The organism is Shewanella sp. ZOR0012 (genome assembly GCF_000798835.1).
GTDB lineage: Bacteria > Pseudomonadota > Gammaproteobacteria > Enterobacterales > Shewanellaceae > Shewanella > Shewanella xiamenensis.
The window spans coordinates 4,080,733-4,099,444 of sequence record NZ_JTLE01000094.1 but is presented as its reverse complement, the minus strand read 5'-3'; the positions used below and the strand labels follow the sequence as shown (position 1 = coordinate 4,099,444).

Below are 18,712 nucleotides of genomic sequence, written 5' to 3'. Positions count from 1 at the left end.
TGGCGGGTAAAGCCTTTATAACCAGTATCATACCTTTTAAAGAGATCGTTAACTTTAAGCAGTGGAGTCGTCATTTGTCGTTTCACCGTGGTAAGGGAAATGGCAGGCAAAGTAGCGGTCTCTTGAATGACTCAAACTTGGCTGATTAACACATTTCTTTTGCGCCTCAGGACATCTTGGCCCTAAGCGACAGCCAATGGGGAGATGTTGGAGTGCTGGCGCCGAGCCTGGCAGTGTTGGCATAATTGCCTTGTGCGCCTCTATCCCCGAATAATCCGGCATATTATCCAAGAGTGCCTTAGTGTAAGGATGATAGGGCTGATTAATCAATTCATCCGTCGGTCCTGACTCCATCACTTGGCCGCAATAGAGTACCGATAAGTGATCGCACCATTGGGCGAGGGTCTCAAGCTCATGACTGATGATTAAAATTGACACATTTTGCAGTTGGTTAAGCTGTGATAGTAGGCGAAATATCTGTGCCTGAGTACTCAGCTCCATCGAGTTTGTAGGCTCATCTGCAATTAATAATCTAGGCTGGTTGGCAATTGCCATAGCGATCATCACTTTTTGGCATTCGCCTTCGGATAATTCCCATGCATAGCTAGACATGACTTTTTGCGGATTTTTAATGCCAACTTTGTGTAGCCATTTTTGCGCCGTGAGTTTGGCATGTTTGTGCTTTTGCCAAAAATAAGCTTTAGGATTCTTAGGCATGGCCTGCATCAGCTGGCTACCCACGGTTTGCGAAGGATCAAGGCTGCCTGATGGGTCTTGGAAGATCATCGCCATATCTGAGCCCATCAGATTACGGCGCTCCTTCGAGGTCATGGCCATCAGATTGTTACCATCCCACATCATGCGGTCGGCAGTAATGGTCCAGTTGGGGCCAGGGATCCCTAGAATAGCTCTGGCGAGTAGACTACGGCCTGAGCCGGATTCACCCACTAGGCCGTGGATTTCACCCGCATTCAAGGTCAAGCTTACTTTCTCAAGAGCCCGCACTTTGCCGTGGGGCGTGTCGAGTTCAATCGTCAGGTTTCTAACGTCGAGTAATGGCATAGGTTAGTTTCTGATGGGCGCAAGCGCCGATCTCAAGCCATCGCCTACCAAGTTAATGGCAAGCACACTAAAAAGAATCGCTAGCCCTGGAATAGTTACAGTCCAAGGTGCGGTCAATAAATTATCCATGCCTTGCGCCACCATAGCGCCCCATTCTGGGCTAGGTGCTTGAGCACCAAGACTTAAAAAGCCGAGGGCGGCAATATCTAAAATCGCGGCAGAAATGGCTAACGTGGTTTGAATAATCACCACTTCCCAGACGTTTGGCATGATTACATACCAAAAAATCTGCATTGAATTGGCTCCATCCAAACGGGCAGCGGTAACATATTCTTTTTGTAATTCTTCATGGACCGATTGATGAATAGAGCGGACAAACTGTGGCGTCAAGGCAATGCCTACGGCCCAAAACACGTTTTCAAGTCCTGGCCCCATAACGGCAACCACTAAAATCGCCATCAGAAGCGAAGGGATTGACAGCAATGCATCGAGCAAATGGCCCAAAATACTAGACTTTAATCCACGCATCATGCCGGAAAGTGAGCCGATGATAAATCCAGTAAACAGAGCTGTACCGACAATCATTAATGCCATGCCAAAGGTTAAATGCGCGCCATGTAGCAAGCGGCTAAAAATATCCCGGCCAAGATCGTCGGTGCCTAAAAAATGCGCCACAGTGCCGGAAGGATCCCAAGAGGGAGGTAACAATAGGGCGCGTGGATCTTGAGCCTCTGGTGCGAAAGGCGCAATCATTGGGCCAAAGAGGGTGAGCAGCAGCAGAAAAATAATGGTCCACAATCCCGCCAAGGCAAAAGGGTTTGCCGAAAAATTTTGCCAGACCCGCATCATTGGGGAAGCAATTTGATCTTCCTGATAAATTTTAACTGGAGGCATAAAGATCTTTTCTGCTTAATGGATTGAAGACGGTATGTAGCACTTCAATCAAAATACTTAAAAAGATGATCAGCAAGGCGACAGCCAATATTCCACCTTGAATAACCGTGTAATCCCGCTGATAAATCCCTGATACTAACCAAGAGCCTACACCTGGCCATGAAAATATCACTTCAACAACAATAGCATAGCTAGCAAAGGCACCTAGCATTAAACCTAAGTGCTTTAATACAGGGATCAGCGCGTTGGGTAAGGCATGGCGTAAAATAATGGTATTGGTGTGCATACCTCTGGCTTCGGCTGCGCGGATAAAGGTTTGGTTCATCACATTCATCATTGCAGAACGTGTGCTACGTACTACCACAGTAAAAGGCAGTACTGCGAGCGTTGTCGCTGGCAGAATAATGTGTAGCAGTGCATCCTTAAACGCCGATATGCGATATTCCGAATCAGAAAGTAGGATATCGACTAGCATAAAACCAGTGACGGGTTTTATCTCATATAAAAGATTGAGTTGCCCCGATATTGGCAACCAACCGAGATCGACACCAAACCAAAGCGATAAATACAGTCCCAACCAAAAGACTGGAACAGAGTAACCCGTAAGAGTAATCGCCATAATGGTATTTTGGGTGAGTTTATGCTGACTTTGTGAAGCCAAAACGCCCAAAGGTACGCCTAAACCAATGGCGATTACCGCGGCCATGACGGCGAGCTCGAAGGAGGCGGGGAGTACGGTACTTAACTCCTCTGCAACGCTTTGATGGGAGGTCACTGAAACCCCTAAGTTACCACTCAGCCTTTGCTGTAAATAAGCAATAAACTGCAACGCCTTGTTGCTATCTAACTTATAGTCTTGTTCGATTTGGGCAAGCTGATCTGCCGATGGTGAATGTATTCCTGTGAGGGCAAAGGTGCGTTCAATGGGGAACAAACCTGTTGCATAAAATAGGACACCAATCATGACGAGTGAAGTCGCTAGGAATAAATTGAGGCGCCGTAACAGGTATCTTAACATCAGTTAGTCTCCTGTGTGGTTTGGCTGGTTTTTGTAAAGGAAATGCCGCCAAAAGGCGTGAGTTGCATATTATGTACATTATTACGCGTTAAAGCGACCCGTTTGGCATGAGCCAAACTCAGCATTGGTACTTGCTCGGCGATGAATGCTTCGGCTTCTTGATAAATTTGCTTGCGCTCTGCTTGTGTTGAGACTTCTCTTGCTCTGTCTAGAATGGCATCAAACTGTTTATTGCACCAGCGAGAGCGGTTGTTGTTTGATTGCATCGACGCGCAGCTAAGCAGTGGCGTGAAAAAGTTATCGGGATCACTGTTATCGGCGTTCCAGCCGATGAGCACTGAATCGTATTCATCTCGACTTAATCTTTGGGTAAAGACACTCCAGTCGTAACTGATTATGTTGACTTTAACACCGATATTGGCCAAATCAGATTGGATTAACTCAGCTGTTTTCAGTGCATTAGGATTATAAGCTCTCGCAACAGGCATTGCCCAAATATCGATGCTGAGATTGCTAATACCTGCCTCTTTTAGCAGGTCTCTGGCTTTTTGGGGATTATAATCGAGTAGCTTCTTATTGCTGTCGTAGGCCCAAGAGGCTGGTGGAAGTACGCCTATCGCCTCTATTGCGGTGTTTTGATACACAGCACGTAAGATATTTTGTTTATCCACCGCATGGGCGAGCGCGCGGCGAACTCGAACATCATTTAATGGCGCTTTTTGAGTGTTAAATGCCCAAAATGCTACGTTAAGGCCGGGTTGTGATTCGATATTGAGCTGTTCATGTTGCTTAATAACGGGAAGTTCCCCTGCTTTTGGCAGTGCTGAAACACTGCAGTCACCCGCGATTAACTTTGCTAATCTCACGGTGCTTTTTGGGGTGATATCATAGACCAACATCTCGACATTGGCGGGTTCTCCCCAAAAATCCGGATTACGGCGATAGCGAATATATTCGTTTTTGGCGTAATGCACTAAAGTAAAAGGCCCTGTACCAATGGCAAAATGGTCAACATTTTCCGGGTGACCTAGTGCAAGTTGTTGTTCGGCGTACTCACTGGAGAGAATAACGGCAAAGTCAGTCGCTAAATTCGATAAAAATGAAGCATCCTTACGGGCTAAGCGAAAGATGACTTCATAGTCATTGATTTTTTCAACACTTTTAACTTGTTCAGAAAAACCAATGCTTTGAAAAAAGGGATAACCAGTGCGTGACACACCATGGTAAGGGTGATGCTTATCGATAATTCGATTGAAGGAAAACAGTACGTCGTCGGCGTTAAATGAGCGACTTGGCGTAAAACGGGAAGAATGCTGAAACTTAACATCCTCCCTGAGCGTAAAACGGTAACTAAGACCATCATCACTTTCTGCCCAACTGGTTGCCAAGGCCGGAACCAACTGACCAGAGAGCGCGTCATAGTCTACTAAGCGGCTATAAATCAGGTGTGAAGTGGCGTCGATCGTAGTGCCTGAGGTCACCAACTGCGGATTAAAAGACTCGGGATTCCCTTCGGAACAATAGACCAAACCAGAAGGAAGTCGTTGGGGGCCACATGCAACCAACAACCCACTCATGCAGAATACCGCAGTTGCTAGGCACAGGCGTCTAATTAGCACACTCATTTATAAATCATTATTTTATCGACTATGAACGACTATTTTAGCAGTGCATCTCGCCCATGGGCAATCAGCTTATGCTTTATCGAGCAAATTGTATTTTTTTAGAATGCCACGTAGCTGATGATAACTTAACCCCAAGATTTCAGCGGTCTTCTTTTGATTATATTGGCTCGCCGATAAGGCTTGCTGAATAAGCTCCATCTCATAACGCTCGGTTTGCTCTTTGAAGTCTAATGGAAAACTAAAGTCATTTAACGTTGCTTCACTAGGTGCAATGACATCAATGTCGGTTTTTGCCGTAACGGTGGGAGGGCTTATGATGGTTGAGTGCGGTGTGGGCACCACCTGACGCTCAAGAGTGCGCACCCGAGTTGTCGGCCGGTACGGGGAGGAGAAAGGGTCGAGAATAATGTGCTCGATGGGACGATTTTCACCGCAATTACGGTAAACACTTCGCTCAACTACGTTTTTAAGTTCACGAATATTACCGGGCCAGTCATGACTCATGAGCTGCTCGATGGCATTTGCACTAAAGCCACTAAAGAGTTCGAGCTTGAGTTGCCGAGCCATTCCCACAGCAAAGTATTCGGCTAATGTCATGATATCTTCTGGACGACAACGTAGTGGCGGCAGGGTGATCACATCGAAGGCTAAACGATCGAGTAAGTCGGCCCGAAATTCACCGGCCTCGGCCAGTGAGGGTAAATCTTCGTTGGCGGCGCAGATAAGGCGCACATCCGCTTGAATGGTTTTACTGCCACCGACACGTTCAAATTCACCGTACTCGATAACTCGCAGTAGTTTTTCTTGAATCAATCCAGAGGTATTGGCTAACTCGTCAAGAAACAGTGTTCCACCATCAGCCCGTTCAAAACGGCCTTCGTGTTTACCTTTGGCACCAGTAAAGGCCCCAGATTCGTGGCCAAACAATTCACTTTCAAGCAAGTTTTCGCTCAAAGATGAACAATTTAGCTTAATAAAATTTTGATCCCAGCGCTTAGACAGATAATGTAGGCGTTCGGCAATCAGCTCTTTACCTGTGCCTCGTTCACCAATGATCAGTACAGGTTTTGATAACGGAGCGATTTGTGAGACATGCTCTAATACTTCAAGTAGGGCGTTTGATTGACCGATTAGATTGTCTTGCTGAAATTTATTATCCACGATATTTTTTAGTCTTTAACGCTAAATTTTGGTGAAAATCATAATAAGTGGCTTGCGCTGTAAAATAAAGTAAAAGTTAAAATTTTGTTTATCTAATTGAATTTAAATAATAAATAAAAGTTGGCACAGTTAGTGTATTACCTTAAGCGAGACCAACATCAATTTGAGGATAGCATTATGGGTATTTTCTCTCGTTTCGCCGATATCATTAACTCTAATATCAGCGCATTACTCGACAAAGCCGAAGACCCTGAAAAAATGGTTCGCCTGATCATCCAAGAAATGGAAGATACACTGGTAGAAGTGCGTTCAACCTCAGCTAAGGTATTGGCTGAAAAGAAAGAATTGCATCGCCGTATCAGCCGAGTCGAGGAGCAAGTTCAGGATTGGCAGGATAAAGCGGAACTGGCACTTTCAAAGGACCGCGAAGATTTAGCCAAAGCGGCTTTAGTTGAAAAACAAAAAGCGGCGGGTTTAGTGGATACTTTAAACCAAGAGTTGGCAGTGCTGGATGAGCATATTGCTCGTTTAAAAGATGAAGTGAGCTTGTTACAGGAAAAACTGTTAGATGCAAAAGCGCGCCAAAAGACCATTATTTTGCGCACTCAAACTGCGTCATCACGTTTAGAAGTGAAAAAGCAGTTAGACTCAAGCAAAATTGATAATGCCATGCTTAAGTTTGAGCAATATGAGCGCCGTGTTGAAGGATTAGAAGCGCAGGTTGAATCCTACGATCTTGGCAGCAAAAAAACCTTAGCTGATGAGTTTGCGGCATTAGAAGCTGAAGATTCAGTCAATGCTGAGTTGGAAGCGCTCAAGGCAAAAGTGAAAGGCAAAGCTCCCACAAAGTCAAAAGAATAACATTTTAGAGGTGAGTTATGGATATGGACATACTAATGGCTCCGATTATCATCTTTATGATAGTGGTGGCGCCTATATGGTTAGTTCTTCATTATCGCAGTAAGCGACAAGTGAGCCAGGGACTCACTGAGGAAGAGTTTTCACAGCTGAATGACTTGATTGCGAAAGCCGATAAAATGGCTGCGCGTATCGAAACCTTAGAGGCGATTCTCGATTCTGAATCGCCTGAATGGAGGGGGAAACATGAGAGGATCTAATGGTCGAACTTTGTACCGTATTCCCCAGTCAGGTAAAATCGCCGGAGTGTGTGCAGGGATTGCTGAGTACTTTGCGATTGAAACTTGGTTAGTACGCGTACTTGCTGTTTCTATCTTTCTATTAGGTGGTTCGGGTGTTGTCTTTATCATCTATGTGGCGTTATGGGTGATACTCGATATCAAACCTCAAAATAGCTCTGTTAGGGATGACATTGAAGTGAAGAAGAAACCTTGGCAGTCGGGAGAGCCAGCTAAACAGGCGCTGAGCGATGTGAATCGTCAGTTTAGGAGCCTAGAGGTGAGATTGCAAAACCTTGAGCGCCATGTGACTTCTGATAATTTTGATTTAAAAAGACAAATCAATAGTTTGTAATCCCTCGAAAGGGCGGCCATGTCCGCCCTTGTTGTGTAATCTTTCGTTGATTCCAGTGTTATCTCCCGTCGATTCCAGTATATAGTTATCTCATTCAACATTTAGGGAAATCCTTATGGGAATGCTTGATGTATCGCTCCACAAAATCACGCAAAAGAGCCAATCCCTCCTCCATCGAACGGCCGATAGGCATTTGCGCCTTGCGGTAACAGGGTTATCGGGAGCGGGAAAAACGGCCTTTATTACAGGGTTAGTCAATCAATTACTTAATAGCGGCGCTGCATCATCTGCATCGCATTCTCGCCAACATGGTTTGCCTCTTTGGCAGGTGAGCCGTGAACAACGTCTGCTTGGGGTTAAGCGCGCGATGCAGCCAGATCTTGAAATCGCGAGTTTTGATTATCAGGGCGCTATGTTAGCGCTGACTTCGAATCCTCCTACTTGGCCTGAATCGACTCGCACCATTTCAGAGTTGCGTCTAGCGATTAAATATCGGCCGCAAAAGGGATTACTCGCCAAGTTTGCCGATACCGCAACGCTATATTTAGATATTGTGGATTATCCAGGGGAGTGGCTGTTAGATTTACCGATGCTGCGCCAAAACTATATTGAGTGGTGTACTGCCCAGCAGCAACGGCTTGCGGTTTTGAAGAGTTCACCTTTATATGCTGGTTTTGAAACATCGTTAAATGCACTCAATTTAGCGGCGATGGCCGATGAAGCGGAACTGAAACGACTTGCCGATCAATATCAGCAGTTATTACAGGATTTAGTGCATGTGCAGGGGTATTACCAAGCGCAACCGGGGCGTATGTTATTACCCGGTGAGTGGCAAGGTGCACCGCTGCTGGCGTTTTTCCCGCTGTTATCTGTGACTGATGCTCAGTGGAGCAACCTTAAACAAAGTGAGAAGCACAGCGCTTTTCATGTGCTGGAAAAGCGCTATCAAGAGTATGTCGCTAAGGTTGTTAAACCTTTTTATAAACAACATTTCGCAGGGTTTGATCGTCAGGTGGTGCTCGTTGATTGCTTCAGTGCGTTAAATCGTGGCAAATCACAATTTGAAGATATGGGCGCGGCGCTAAATGCCATTATGGAGAGTTTTCAATACGGACAATCCAGTTATTTACGTCGGCTTTTTGCGCCGCGGATTGACCGTTTGCTCTTTGCCGCCAGTAAGGTTGACCATGTCACGCGGGATCAACAAAGTCATGTGTTGTCGCTGTTAACGGATATGCTCAAGCACAGTCAGCACTTTGCTAGTTTTGATGGTTGTAAAGTCGAAACCATGGCCATTAGTGCGATTAAGGCCACGCGCCACGGTATGGTGACCACTCAAGATGGGGATGTGGAAGTCGTGCAGGGCACAGGATTGAATGGCCAAGCCCTGACACTGTTTCCCGGCGAAGTGCCCACTCGCTTACCTGAGTCCACTTTTTGGCGTGAGCAAGGCTTTAATTTTATAGGTTTTGCACCGCCGGATAACCGTAATCTTGATCCATCTTCGGTGCATTTTGACCATATCCGTCTTGATCACCTTCTGCAGTATCTTGTGGGGGATAAACTGGAATGAGAAAAGACCCGTTACCACATTCAACTGAGTCTCAAATAAATGAGTCGGAGCAGTCTGTCGCTCCGATTACAACTCAAGCGCTTAAAAAGCAGCAAGTATTTGATGCTGAACAGGTCAAACTACAGTCTGTAACAGATGAGTTAAAAAGTGCGCAAATGTTTGCGCCACAAACCCCGATAAAGGCGATTGATGACGTTGTTGAAGAGACGTTAGCTGCTCAACCGCAGGTGTTAGATGTGGCATCGATACGCCCTAAATTACATCAATCTCGCCGCTGGTCTTGGTTGGCACGCTTATCACTAATGGCATTAATACTACTCACGCTAGTGCAAACAGGCCTTGGTTTGCGGGATGCTTGGGTTGCCAGTCCTTGGCTATTTAGTTTTTATGGTGTGGTGCTTGGTTTAGTCGGGAGCTGGGCTATAGTCGGTGCCGTTAGCGAGTATCGAAAATTAAAACGCTTAAAACAGGTTGCCGATACCCAGGATACAGGTGCAAGACTTGCCCTCAGTATGCAAATGGGTGAGGCCGATAGCTTTATCGATAATATTGTACGGCATTACCCCGATAGCCAAGGATTACAACGGCTGCGTCACTCGTTAAAAGATGAACATAACGATGCCGAAAAAGTGCTGTTATTTGAGGACTTAGTCCTAACGGAGCGGGATGAACTCGCTAAAAAAATCGTGCGTCGATATGCGGCTGAATCAGCAGTGTTATTGGCTGCTAGCCCGCTTGCGGCATTGGATATGGCGATCATTCTTTGGCGTAATCAGCGAATGCTGCGTGATGTTGCCGCTTGTTATGGTATTGAATTGGGTTACTGGAGCCGGATTAAACTCATTCGCAGCATAGTGATTAACATTATTTATGCGGGCACCAGTGAGTTAGTCACGGACTTAGGAACTCAATTGCTGTCGGTCGAGATGACCGGTAAATTATCCGCGCGGCTTGCCCAAGGATTAGGGGGCGGTTTGTTAACGGCGCGCTTAGGATATCAGGCCATGGCACTGTGTCGGCCTATCGGTTTTAGGGAAGAGCAGCGCCCCAAATTATCGAAAGTTCATCAAGAGTTGTTGATTGAGCTTAAGCAGTTTGCTGGTAAGTTATTGACCAAAGATGGGCGTGATGCGCTTAAGAGCCAATTAGAGGCTGCTGAGCTAAAAAACAGCTCAACGGCAAAAGACAAATAACATAGCCGAATGCACAAAACCGCGAGTGTATTTTAGGCTAAATGCTAATGCGCTAATGACTCTGTCATTAGCGCATTTTTTATCGCCGATGTTCTGCCCTAAACGCCTGAATGTAACAACTTAGTTACAGTGCGTCTGTTGCTATTTTCACCGTTGCACTGGTTTCAACTGTTCAGCAGGGTATGTTAGTGCTTATTCGATAGGGCTAATGTTTTATTAACTTATCTATATGGACTAAAAACACAAGCAAATCATCATTCCTCGAACAATCAATCAAGAATCGAATGATGTAATGGCATAACAAGGAGTAAGCAATGCAAGATGAATCGAGCAAGATGTGGAAAGCGGCGACCCAAGCCATCCATGCAGGACATGAGCGAGAGGCCTTCGGTTCGTTAGTCACACCACTTTATCAAACTGCAACTTTTGTATTTGAATCGGCGCAGCAAGGTGGCGAGCGTTTTGCGGGTAACGAGCCCGGTTATATTTATACCCGTCTTGGTAATCCAACTGTGGCCGAACTTGAGCGTAAAATGGCGATTTTAGAAGGGGCTGAAGCGGCGGCGGCAACGGCGTCAGGTATGGGGGCTGTGTCGGCGGCATTGCTCGCTAATTTGCAGATGGGCGATCATTTAGTGGCTTCAAATGCGGTATATGGTTGCACTTTTGCACTTATGACCAGCCAATTTGCCCGTTTTGGCATCGAAGTCACCTTAGTCGACTTTACCGATTTAGCGGCAATTGAGCGGGCAATCAAACCGAACACTAGGGTGATTTTTTGTGAAACGCCGGTCAATCCTCATATGCAGGTGTTTGATCTTAGAGCTATTGCCGATATTGCGAAGCGGCATCAATTAGTTAGCATTGTCGATAATACTTTTATGACGCCGCTACTGCAGCAACCGATTGCACTAGGCATTGATTTAGTGGTTCACAGCGCGACTAAATACTTAAATGGTCACGGTGATGTGATTGCGGGCATCGTCTGTGGCAGCGAAGAGCAACTTCACAGAGTGAAGTATGAAATCCTAAAGGATATCGGTGCAGTGATCTCACCCCATGATGCTTGGCTTATTCTACGAGGCCTTAAAACCCTCGATGTGCGCTTACAGCGCCATTGCGAGAGTGCCCAGCGGGTTGCTGAGTTTTTAGAGCAACACCCTGCGGTGACGCGAGTGTACTATCCAGGGCTTAAATCCCATTCGGGTCATCAATTTATTGGTGATCAGATGCAGCGAGCTGGAGGGGTGATCGCTTTTGAATTAGCTGCGGATTTTACTCAGGCTATGGCGTTTGTTGGCAAGCTTAAATTATTTTCAATTGCGGTTAGTTTGGGTGATGCGGAATCCCTTATTCAGCATCCGGCTTCAATGACCCACTCTCCTTATTCCCCAGATGCGCGGGCAGCTGCGGGCATTGGGGATAATCTGCTGAGAATTTCTGTCGGTTTGGAGGATTGTGACGATATTATTACTGATTTAAGTCAGGCATTAGCAACGATTGTTTAGCTGGTTATGGATAATTTTTATAACAAGGATGCATTAACCGCATCCTTTTTCTTCATTGTTATCTGTAAATTTATTGCTCTAAAGTTACACATTTAAGCCAGAGGTAATATTTGTACTTTGGCGTTTGGAAATTCATAAAAGCTTCGTCTATGTTTGATTGGAGGCCACGGAAGTTGGACGAAAGGCCGAATATCAAGGAGAGAGAGGAAGCATTATGAAACTAAAACCTAGTTTACCTGCGATGGTATCTGCTATTGCATTTTCTGCCCTGTTAACCTTGCCAGTAATGGCAGCTGATCCGGTAAAAGAAGCGAGTAAGGTGCAAAACCAAGCGAAAACTGAGGCCAAAAATATGGCAAACGATGCTAAACAAGCATTGCCAGACGCGGCTCAAGTCAACATCAATACCGCTTCAACTGAACAATTACAACTGCTAAAGGGGATTGGTGCCGCTAAAGCGCAGGCCATCGTTGATTATCGCACTCAAAATGGGCAATTTAAGACTATTGATGAGTTAGCAAATGTCTCAGGGATCGGTGCTAAGCTGATTGAGCAAAATCGTCATATGATTAAGCTGTAACGCCTTGGCATTGTCTTGAGTCATTTGCGTTAGCTTGACGTCTTTTAGCGAATAAAAAGCCTGCTTTGCAGGCTTTTATCATTTTCAATACTTAGGTTTGCCTATAGATTGTCCAGTTAAACCGGATATTTATCAAACGGGCGGATTAGCACTTGATCCCATAGAGGCCATAGGGGATAATCAGCGTCGTTCGGTGATGATCCTTTTGGTGATCCACTTGAAGTTATGGTGACCCTAGGGTCCCCCCGCAATGATAACTTGTGAACTCGGCCAGGCCCGGAAGGGAGCAACCGCAGCAAGCGACTCGTGTGCCGGGGTGTCGGCTCTAGGGGAACCTCCAAATCTCCCCATCATTTTCCAATCTTCTTTATCTTTAACTCACTGATTAGCAATAACTGCTCAGCTTAGCATTTAGCAACACTGCAGAATTTACTCGTAAAACCTTGTTGCAAATCGATGTAGCGATGCCCTATACCGTATGACTTAGCTGTTGGCTTCTTCCTGCTGCATTCTTTTTTGTAAATTCTGTTTTAAAAAGGCTCGCGATTTTTCGAGTGCAGCCTGTATTTCGCGTTTAAGTTCCTGCAATTCATCATAATCTTCAAAGAAATAAGTGTCGACTAAATGGCGAATATAACGCACGGGCAGTTGATTGAGTGTCACACAGCAGAGATCGGCTAAATAATCCTCCGGCAATTCATCCATCAGGCCTTCATCGGATAACATTTCCATTAAGAGAACTTCGTAATAGTTGCGGATTTCGAGTTGCATCGCTGTGCTCCATGATGATTTTTATTGAGTTTGCTACCACAAATGGTTGGCTGCAATAAAAAGTTGGCTATGTCTTTGGCTTAATTGTAGTTCGTCTCGGCTGTAGCCGCCGCCAATTACCGCAGCAACAGGAATATTTGCCGCTTTTGCCATGGAGAGCACAGTAACATCACGTTGATAGAGCCCTTCTTGGCTGATCTGTAAATGGCCTAAATCATCGTCCTGATGAATATCAACACCAGCGTCATACAGGATTAAATCTGGTTGATGGAGCCGAATAAGCAGCTCGAGAGTCTGTTCGACGGTTTCCTGATAGGCGCTATCATCAGCACCTTTCGTTAGTTCAATATCATAGTGTGACTGTTGTTTACGGCTGGGGAAATTCTCTTTGCAGTGGATGGAACAACTGATAATGCCTTGATGCCTATGGCTGAGGGTAGCAGTGCCGTCTCCTTGGTGCACGTCACAATCAAAAATCAATACCTTATGCAGTTGCTGCTCGGCGATAAGTTTGCGGGCGGCGATAATCAAGTCATTGAAAATACAGTAACCACTGCCAAAGTCATAATGAGCATGGTGATAGCCACCGGTTAAGTGAAGGGCGATACCCGTTTGTAGTGCCAAGCTTGCGGTTAAACTCGTCCCCGATACCGAGTGCAAGGTTCGCTCGACCAAGGCTTGACTCCATGGAAAGCCGATGCGTCTTAAGGCCGTGTTGGCTAAGGTACCTTGAATAAATTGTTCGACATAATCTTGCTGATGCACCTGCATTACATCTTCAGCCGTCATCGGCGAGGGAGTATGAAATTGATCCGCAACAGCCAGTTGATTATCGAGCAGATACTGATAAAGACGTGCGTATTTGGTTGTGGGAAAGCGGTGATGGGCGGGTAACGCCAGCTTGGAGTAGCTGGCGTGATAAACCAATGGGATCATCTGGATTAGAGTTGTGAAATAGCCCAGCTCATAAACTCTTTACGTGTTTTCTCATCGGCTTGTAACCACCAGTATTGCAACATCTGCTGTGGATTTGCGCCAGCCGCTTTAGAAGTATCAACCGGAGCGGTTAATGAGGTTGCCTTAACTGCTGCCTGCGCCGAAGTGGGTGCTGGCGCGGCAACCACCGCTGCTGTGCCTGCTGCGCCTGTTACTGCGGCTGCTGTGCCTGACACATCTACCGCTTGGTTACCGCTAAAGAGACGAGAGACAAAGCCTTCTTCTTCAATATCGGTGTTTGCCACTTGGTAATTAACCTGACCTTTGTCGGAGCGGGTTAACACGACTTGGGGATTTTGGGCAAACACTTTAGGCTTTTTAACGACTTTGCCTTCAGCGGCTTGTAAATAGTATTGATGATCGCCATCAACCTCTAAGGTCACAATAAAAGGAGATGACTTAACAAAGGTTTGGCTGTCACTAAAATCGTCTTCCACCATTTCGTGGTAGCGAATGGCGATTTTGTGGGTGCCGGGCGCCAACTCTAAGCTGCTTTTATGGTTGAATACGCTGGACTCGACTTTTTTGCCATCGAGGGCAAGGTATTCGAAGGACATAGGGATATTCAGATCTGCGGCAAAGGCTGAGGCAGAGCCGAGTAGCATTAGCAGGCTGCTGATTGGCAAAAGTGATTTCATTGTTGCTCCTTAACGATTATGGCTCTGATGCGGACGTTCGAATGCTTGAATGCGATCTTCGATATAACTGATGGCTTGCCTGCATTTTCCCAAACGACGATGCATCAAAAGGATGTCATTTTGCAAACGGATTTTGTCAGCACTATGACAGTTTTCAAGTTTTGACTCCATTTCTGCAATTTTTTGTTCAAATTTTTTCGCCCAATTCAGATGCTTATTCAGTTCGGCATAGATTTCGTGGCTATTTTGTAACACATTGCTGGCGATCCAAGCAAACCCGCTGGCTTGATGCGATTGGTTTTGTTGTTGGGCAAAACGTGCGCGCTTACTGGCACGTTGTTGATTTTTAGACTTTATATCGATTGAGGTCGTCAGTAGCGCCCGTTTAACCGCAGTAAAACGGTCTTGAATACGTTCACAGCTTAAGGCGATGGTTTGCGGCGCGAGTTTTAGGGCGATTTGCTTCTCTAACTGACCGATACTACTTCGAATTTGTTCAATGCAGGGCATCAACTGGGCGCCATTTTGAATAAACAGCGATTGATTAAAGCGTTCAATATCTAGTAGGAGTTTGCGTTGGCTCGGCGCAAGATGACTGTCGTGTTGCAGTACTTCTTGCTCTAATGTTTTTAGCTGATTTTTCAACGTGCTGATTAGCTGCGAAGTGTTCAAAACCATGCGCTCCACGCCAGATTAGCGGCAATTGACAGGACAATTAATATAAACAAAGGCCGAATAAAAGGCATACCAAATTTTATCGCACAGCGAGCGCCGATAAAGGAGCCGAGCATCATACATAACCCCATCCACAGGCCAATTTGCCAATGGACTTGCCCAAGAAAGCCAAAGATCGCCAGTGCCGTCAAATTGCTGGTAAAAGTCATGGCTCTAGCGAGCGCGCAACTATGCAAAAGAGGTAATTTATATAATGAACCTGAACTCACTGTCCAAAAGGCGCCAATACCAGGGCCGGCAAAGCCATCGTATGCGCCAAGAAATAGACCTTGTAGGCTTTGTTTCAATTTGGATGGTGCTTGCATTGGCGCCTGGCAGTCGGTATCTGAGATGGCGTTGGTGCTGACTAAGCTGTATATCGCAATGCCGATAATAAGAAGCGGTAACGCTTTTTCAAGCCAGTGCGCGTTTAACAAATAAACTAATACACTGCCAAAAACCGCACCAATAAAGGTGGCGATAAACGCCATATACCAAAAACTGGGTTTCAGCAGATGCTGGCGATAATAGGTCCAAGCCGCCATGGACGAGCCAAAACTGGCGGCAAATTTATTGGTACCTAAGGCCGTATGTGGTGGGATCCCTAGGGTGAGCAGGGCAGGAATGGAGAGCAGGCCTCCACCACCGACTACGGCATCGATAAAACCTGCAATTAAGCCAATGACAGCCAACAGGGCCCAGTTACTGGGCTCGAGTAACAACTCCAAATCTTAATCCTACTCAATGACTCGTCTAAAGGGAGGTAGGGCGTCTAGCAAGGATTTGCCATAACGTTTGGTCACTAATCGTCTATCTAGGATAGTGACTCGGCCATAATCCTGCTCTTTACGCAGTAATCTACCACAACTTTGGATAAGCTTTCGCGATGCATCAGGAATGGTGAGCTGCAGAAACGGATTTCCGCCCTTTATTTTCACATATTCAGCATGGGCTTGCTCAACGGGCGAGGTTGGCACAGCAAAGGGTAGCTTAGTGACGATGAGGTTGGTGAGGTAATCTCCGGGTAAGTCCAAGCCTTCAGAAAAACTGCCGGTGCCAAACAAGATGCTCGGTTCACCTTTATCACATTTGGCCTTATGGGTCTCCAGCAATTGCTGGCGTGGTGCATTACCTTGGATCAGGATTTCCTGCGTGAGTTTGCCCTCGAGCAATTCGGCCACTTTTTCCATTTGCCAGTAAGAGGCAAACAGCACTAAGGTAGCCATTTCGCCGTCAATTAGCTCGATAATTTGTTCGGCAAGTTCAGCAGTATAGGCATCATCCGTCGGCTCGGTTTTCATCTTAGGTAAGTAGAGCGTGGCATTATTCGGATAATCGAAAGGGGATTGCAGAGCGAGATAACGACTGCCGTCCTTTAATGATAACCCTACCTGATGGGCAAAATGGTCAAAGTTATTCAGCGCCCGCAGCGTAGCGCTACATAGCACGACGCCAGCAGCCTTTTGCCACAGCATAGATTCGAGCATAAAACCGACTTCAATTGGCGAGGCGCTAAACAGATAATCGACCTGTTTGCCTGTAATTAACTCGATCCAACGGGCCATTGGGGCACCTTTAGTGGAATCTTCCTTGGCCATCATTTTCCAGAGCTTTTGCAGGTTTTCGAGTCGCTGCAACATAAAGCCCATTTCGGCCTGTAGCGCTTCAGCCTGGTGCTTAGGAATATCGCCATCTTTTATCGCCTCGGCCAGCAATAACTGCATCTTATTAAATTGCTTGAGAGCAAGATTGGAAGTGGTTGCGAGATTCTCGGCAGGGATTTTTAACGCATCGGGTAATTTGCCGTGTTCGAACCGATAGCGACTCTCTGGATTGGCAAACTGCTTGGTCTGGGTATCACAATAGTGGGCGACTTGATTGAGCTGAGCGATTAAGTCACCGATATGATCCTGCATCGCCTGTGCTGGGGCGATGATATTGTTGCTCTTTATCTGATTTTGTAACTTGGCGCTGGTCTTACCGACTTTTTCAAGCCAGTCGGCGGCACCTCTAAGCGTTGCCTGTGCGCTAGAAAAGTCTCGGGCAACAATAGGTAAGTGGTGGGCTTCGTCTATGACGTAAAATACCTCTTCGGGATCGGGTAAAATCACCCCGCCGCCTAGCTCTAAGTCGGCAAAAAGTAAGCTGTGGTTGGCGATCAGTACATCCCAAGTATCCACATCCTCACGGGCCTTGTGAAACGGGCAATTACGATGGCTGGCGAGTTGCCGATGACAACTGTGTTTATCGCAGGCGATTTGTTGCCAGAGATGGTCCGGTATCGGTGTTGACAGCGTATCGATTTCACCGTTCCAGCGGCCTTCATTAAAGTCGTTGAGCAGCTCCTGTAACATGGCAATTTGGCTGTTATCAGGCTTTGTTTGCCACATGGCCATTTGGGTACTGTTATCATCGCCGATCAACATGGCAAGCTTGGATAAACAGACATAGCGCTGGCGCCCTTTGACCAGACCAAAGCGAAAGTTTAGCCCTGATTGTTCGAGAAAAAACGGTAAGTCTTTGTGCAGCAACTGCTCCTGCAGCGCCACGGTTGCCGTGGCGATACAGACTTTTTTCTTACTCGCAAGCGCAAGCGGAATCGTGCCTAGAATATAAGACAATGATTTACCAATCCCCGTACCCGCTTCGACCACTATGATGCGTCTATCTTTGTCATAGTCGCCAGCCAGGGTCTTAGAGATTTCTGCTACCATAAAGTTTTGCTCGCGGCGCGGCCTAAAATTAGGCAAAGCGGTGGCAATATCTTTATAGATAGCGCGGATCTGGTTTTTTACGTTGTCAGGTAACATGCGGCACTACTTTATCGAATTAATGCTGTACATAATAACAGTGATTGCATAGCCTAAGAAACTTTTCTGCCATTTTATGGCAATTTTATTCTGTGTCCCGAGAATCAATAAACAGCGAGAGCCTTAGAGTGAAACCGCAGTCGAATCCCCCCGAGAGTCTTGCACATGACACTGCTGCGCCTGTGAGTGTACAGGGACGCGTCCTCTCGCGCCATGCTATTACACGCGGTGCAACGCTTGTGTTGCAGTATTATCTCGCCACCGTTTCAGGCCCTGTGCTGGTGGAGTTACCTGGCTCTGAGTACATTTGTTTTTGCCATCAAAGCGATATGGCTGCATTACAGTTACAAACGCCGGGGCTGGCGCTACGCTTTGTGCCGCTTATGCTTAAAAGTTTTAAAAGACAATCCGTGGCTGCGATTTATGCTCAATCGACAAATGTATTTCGTCACTTGCAGCGGATAGCGACAGATGCGGGTATTCCCTTATTTGAGTCGGATATCCGTCCAGAGCAGCGCTTTTTAATCGAGCGTTTTGTGGCACTCGATGTGGCATTTTTAGGACATTATGTCAGCAATGCTGGCATAGATGGACAGTTGCCTGTGTTTAGCGCAATACGTGCAAAAGCGGTTGCGCCGCAGCCGGAAATAAAATTGCGTTCAATCTCGCTTGATTTTG

At 46.3% G+C, this 18,712-nt stretch carries 18 protein-coding genes, 1 other RNA gene and 1 pseudogene; 9 read left to right on the top strand and 11 right to left on the bottom strand.

The genetic code is table 11. The features are described 5' to 3' along the window. Window positions 1-54: 54 nt before the first annotated feature. From L976_RS19665 to pspF, 5 genes are all read right to left on the bottom strand, one after another. Complete coding sequence (locus L976_RS19665) at window positions 55-1,062, bottom strand: peptide ABC transporter ATP-binding protein (protein ID WP_037417214.1); 1,008 nt, start codon at window positions 1,060-1,062, stop codon at window positions 55-57. 3 nt (window positions 1,063-1,065) lie between these two features. After that, entirely contained in the window at window positions 1,066-1,956 is an 891-nt protein-coding gene (locus L976_RS19660) for an ABC transporter permease subunit (RefSeq protein ID WP_037417217.1), read from the bottom strand. Continuing rightward, the gene (locus L976_RS19655) at window positions 1,943-2,974 is read right to left on the bottom strand and encodes an ABC transporter permease subunit (RefSeq protein ID WP_047539496.1); all 1,032 of its coding nucleotides are present in this window, start codon (window positions 2,972-2,974) and stop codon (window positions 1,943-1,945) included. Before L976_RS19655 ends, L976_RS19660 begins: the two co-directional genes overlap by 14 nt. Next, window positions 2,974-4,599: an ABC transporter substrate-binding protein gene (locus tag L976_RS19650; protein ID WP_047539494.1), complete on the bottom strand. Its 1,626-nt coding sequence runs from the start codon at window positions 4,597-4,599 to the stop codon at window positions 2,974-2,976. Before L976_RS19650 ends, L976_RS19655 begins: the two co-directional genes overlap by 1 nt. A gap of 69 nt (window positions 4,600-4,668) precedes the next feature. Beyond that, window positions 4,669-5,760 carry a phage shock protein operon transcriptional activator gene (gene pspF, locus L976_RS19645; RefSeq protein WP_047539492.1) on the bottom strand — a complete coding sequence of 364 codons (1,092 nt, stop codon included), beginning with the start codon at window positions 5,758-5,760 and terminating at the stop codon, window positions 4,669-4,671. 177 nt (window positions 5,761-5,937) lie between these two features. Between pspF and pspA the strand changes: the two genes are divergently transcribed. From pspA to ffs, 8 genes are all read left to right on the top strand, one after another. Next, window positions 5,938-6,621: a phage shock protein PspA gene (gene pspA / locus L976_RS19640; protein WP_011071928.1), complete on the top strand. Its 684-nt coding sequence runs from the start codon at window positions 5,938-5,940 to the stop codon at window positions 6,619-6,621. Between the two features lie 17 nt (window positions 6,622-6,638). Next, the gene (pspB, locus tag L976_RS19635; RefSeq protein WP_086024023.1) at window positions 6,639-6,878 is read left to right on the top strand and encodes an envelope stress response membrane protein PspB; all 240 of its coding nucleotides are present in this window, start codon (window positions 6,639-6,641) and stop codon (window positions 6,876-6,878) included. After that, window positions 6,865-7,251 carry an envelope stress response membrane protein PspC gene (gene pspC / locus L976_RS19630; protein ID WP_047539490.1) on the top strand — a complete coding sequence of 129 codons (387 nt, stop codon included), beginning with the start codon at window positions 6,865-6,867 and terminating at the stop codon, window positions 7,249-7,251. Before pspB ends, pspC begins: the two co-directional genes overlap by 14 nt. Window positions 7,252-7,366: 115 nt before the next feature. Beyond that, window positions 7,367-8,824: a YcjX family protein gene (locus L976_RS19625; RefSeq protein ID WP_047539488.1), complete on the top strand. Its 1,458-nt coding sequence runs from the start codon at window positions 7,367-7,369 to the stop codon at window positions 8,822-8,824. Beyond that, on the top strand, window positions 8,821-10,017 hold the full coding sequence (locus tag L976_RS19620; RefSeq protein ID WP_047539486.1) for a TIGR01620 family protein: 1,197 nt from the start codon (window positions 8,821-8,823) through the stop codon (window positions 10,015-10,017). Before L976_RS19625 ends, L976_RS19620 begins: the two co-directional genes overlap by 4 nt. 314 nt (window positions 10,018-10,331) lie before the next feature. Beyond that, on the top strand, window positions 10,332-11,525 hold the full coding sequence (gene megL, locus L976_RS19615; protein ID WP_047539485.1) for a methionine gamma-lyase: 1,194 nt from the start codon (window positions 10,332-10,334) through the stop codon (window positions 11,523-11,525). Between the two features lie 214 nt (window positions 11,526-11,739). After that, window positions 11,740-12,105, top strand: a complete 366-nt coding sequence (locus tag L976_RS19610; protein WP_037428141.1) for a ComEA family DNA-binding protein — start codon at window positions 11,740-11,742, stop codon at window positions 12,103-12,105. A gap of 234 nt (window positions 12,106-12,339) precedes the next feature. Next, window positions 12,340-12,437, top strand: an RNA gene (gene ffs, locus L976_RS22965) — signal recognition particle sRNA small type. Window positions 12,438-12,588: 151 nt separating this feature from the next. Here ffs and L976_RS19605 read toward each other — a convergent pair. The 6 genes from L976_RS19605 to dinG are packed head-to-tail and all read right to left on the bottom strand — an operon-like array spanning window position 12,589 to window position 18,034. Next, window positions 12,589-12,876, bottom strand: coding sequence for a late competence development ComFB family protein (locus tag L976_RS19605; RefSeq protein WP_037417243.1), 288 nt, complete (start codon window positions 12,874-12,876; stop codon window positions 12,589-12,591). A 33-nt stretch (window positions 12,877-12,909) separates the two neighbouring features. Beyond that, entirely contained in the window at window positions 12,910-13,812 is a 903-nt protein-coding gene (locus tag L976_RS19600) for a histone deacetylase family protein (RefSeq protein ID WP_139122644.1), read from the bottom strand. Window positions 13,813-13,817: 5 nt separating this feature from the next. Beyond that, complete coding sequence (locus L976_RS19595; protein ID WP_037428139.1) at window positions 13,818-14,510, bottom strand: DUF2057 domain-containing protein; 693 nt, start codon at window positions 14,508-14,510, stop codon at window positions 13,818-13,820. 9 nt (window positions 14,511-14,519) lie between these two features. Continuing rightward, window positions 14,520-15,188: a primosomal replication protein gene (locus L976_RS19590; protein ID WP_170919380.1), complete on the bottom strand. Its 669-nt coding sequence runs from the start codon at window positions 15,186-15,188 to the stop codon at window positions 14,520-14,522. Further along, window positions 15,179-15,952, bottom strand: coding sequence for a sulfite exporter TauE/SafE family protein (locus L976_RS19585; protein WP_037428138.1), 774 nt, complete (start codon window positions 15,950-15,952; stop codon window positions 15,179-15,181). Before L976_RS19585 ends, L976_RS19590 begins: the two co-directional genes overlap by 10 nt. 9 nt (window positions 15,953-15,961) lie before the next feature. Then, window positions 15,962-18,034 (bottom strand): ATP-dependent DNA helicase DinG, encoded by a 2,073-nt coding sequence (gene dinG, locus L976_RS19580; protein ID WP_047539479.1) that lies wholly within the window; start codon window positions 18,032-18,034, stop codon window positions 15,962-15,964. A gap of 128 nt (window positions 18,035-18,162) precedes the next feature. Here dinG and L976_RS19575 point away from each other — a divergent pair. After that, window positions 18,163-18,712 (top strand): annotated as a pseudogene (locus tag L976_RS19575) (DNA polymerase II); the annotation flags it as partial.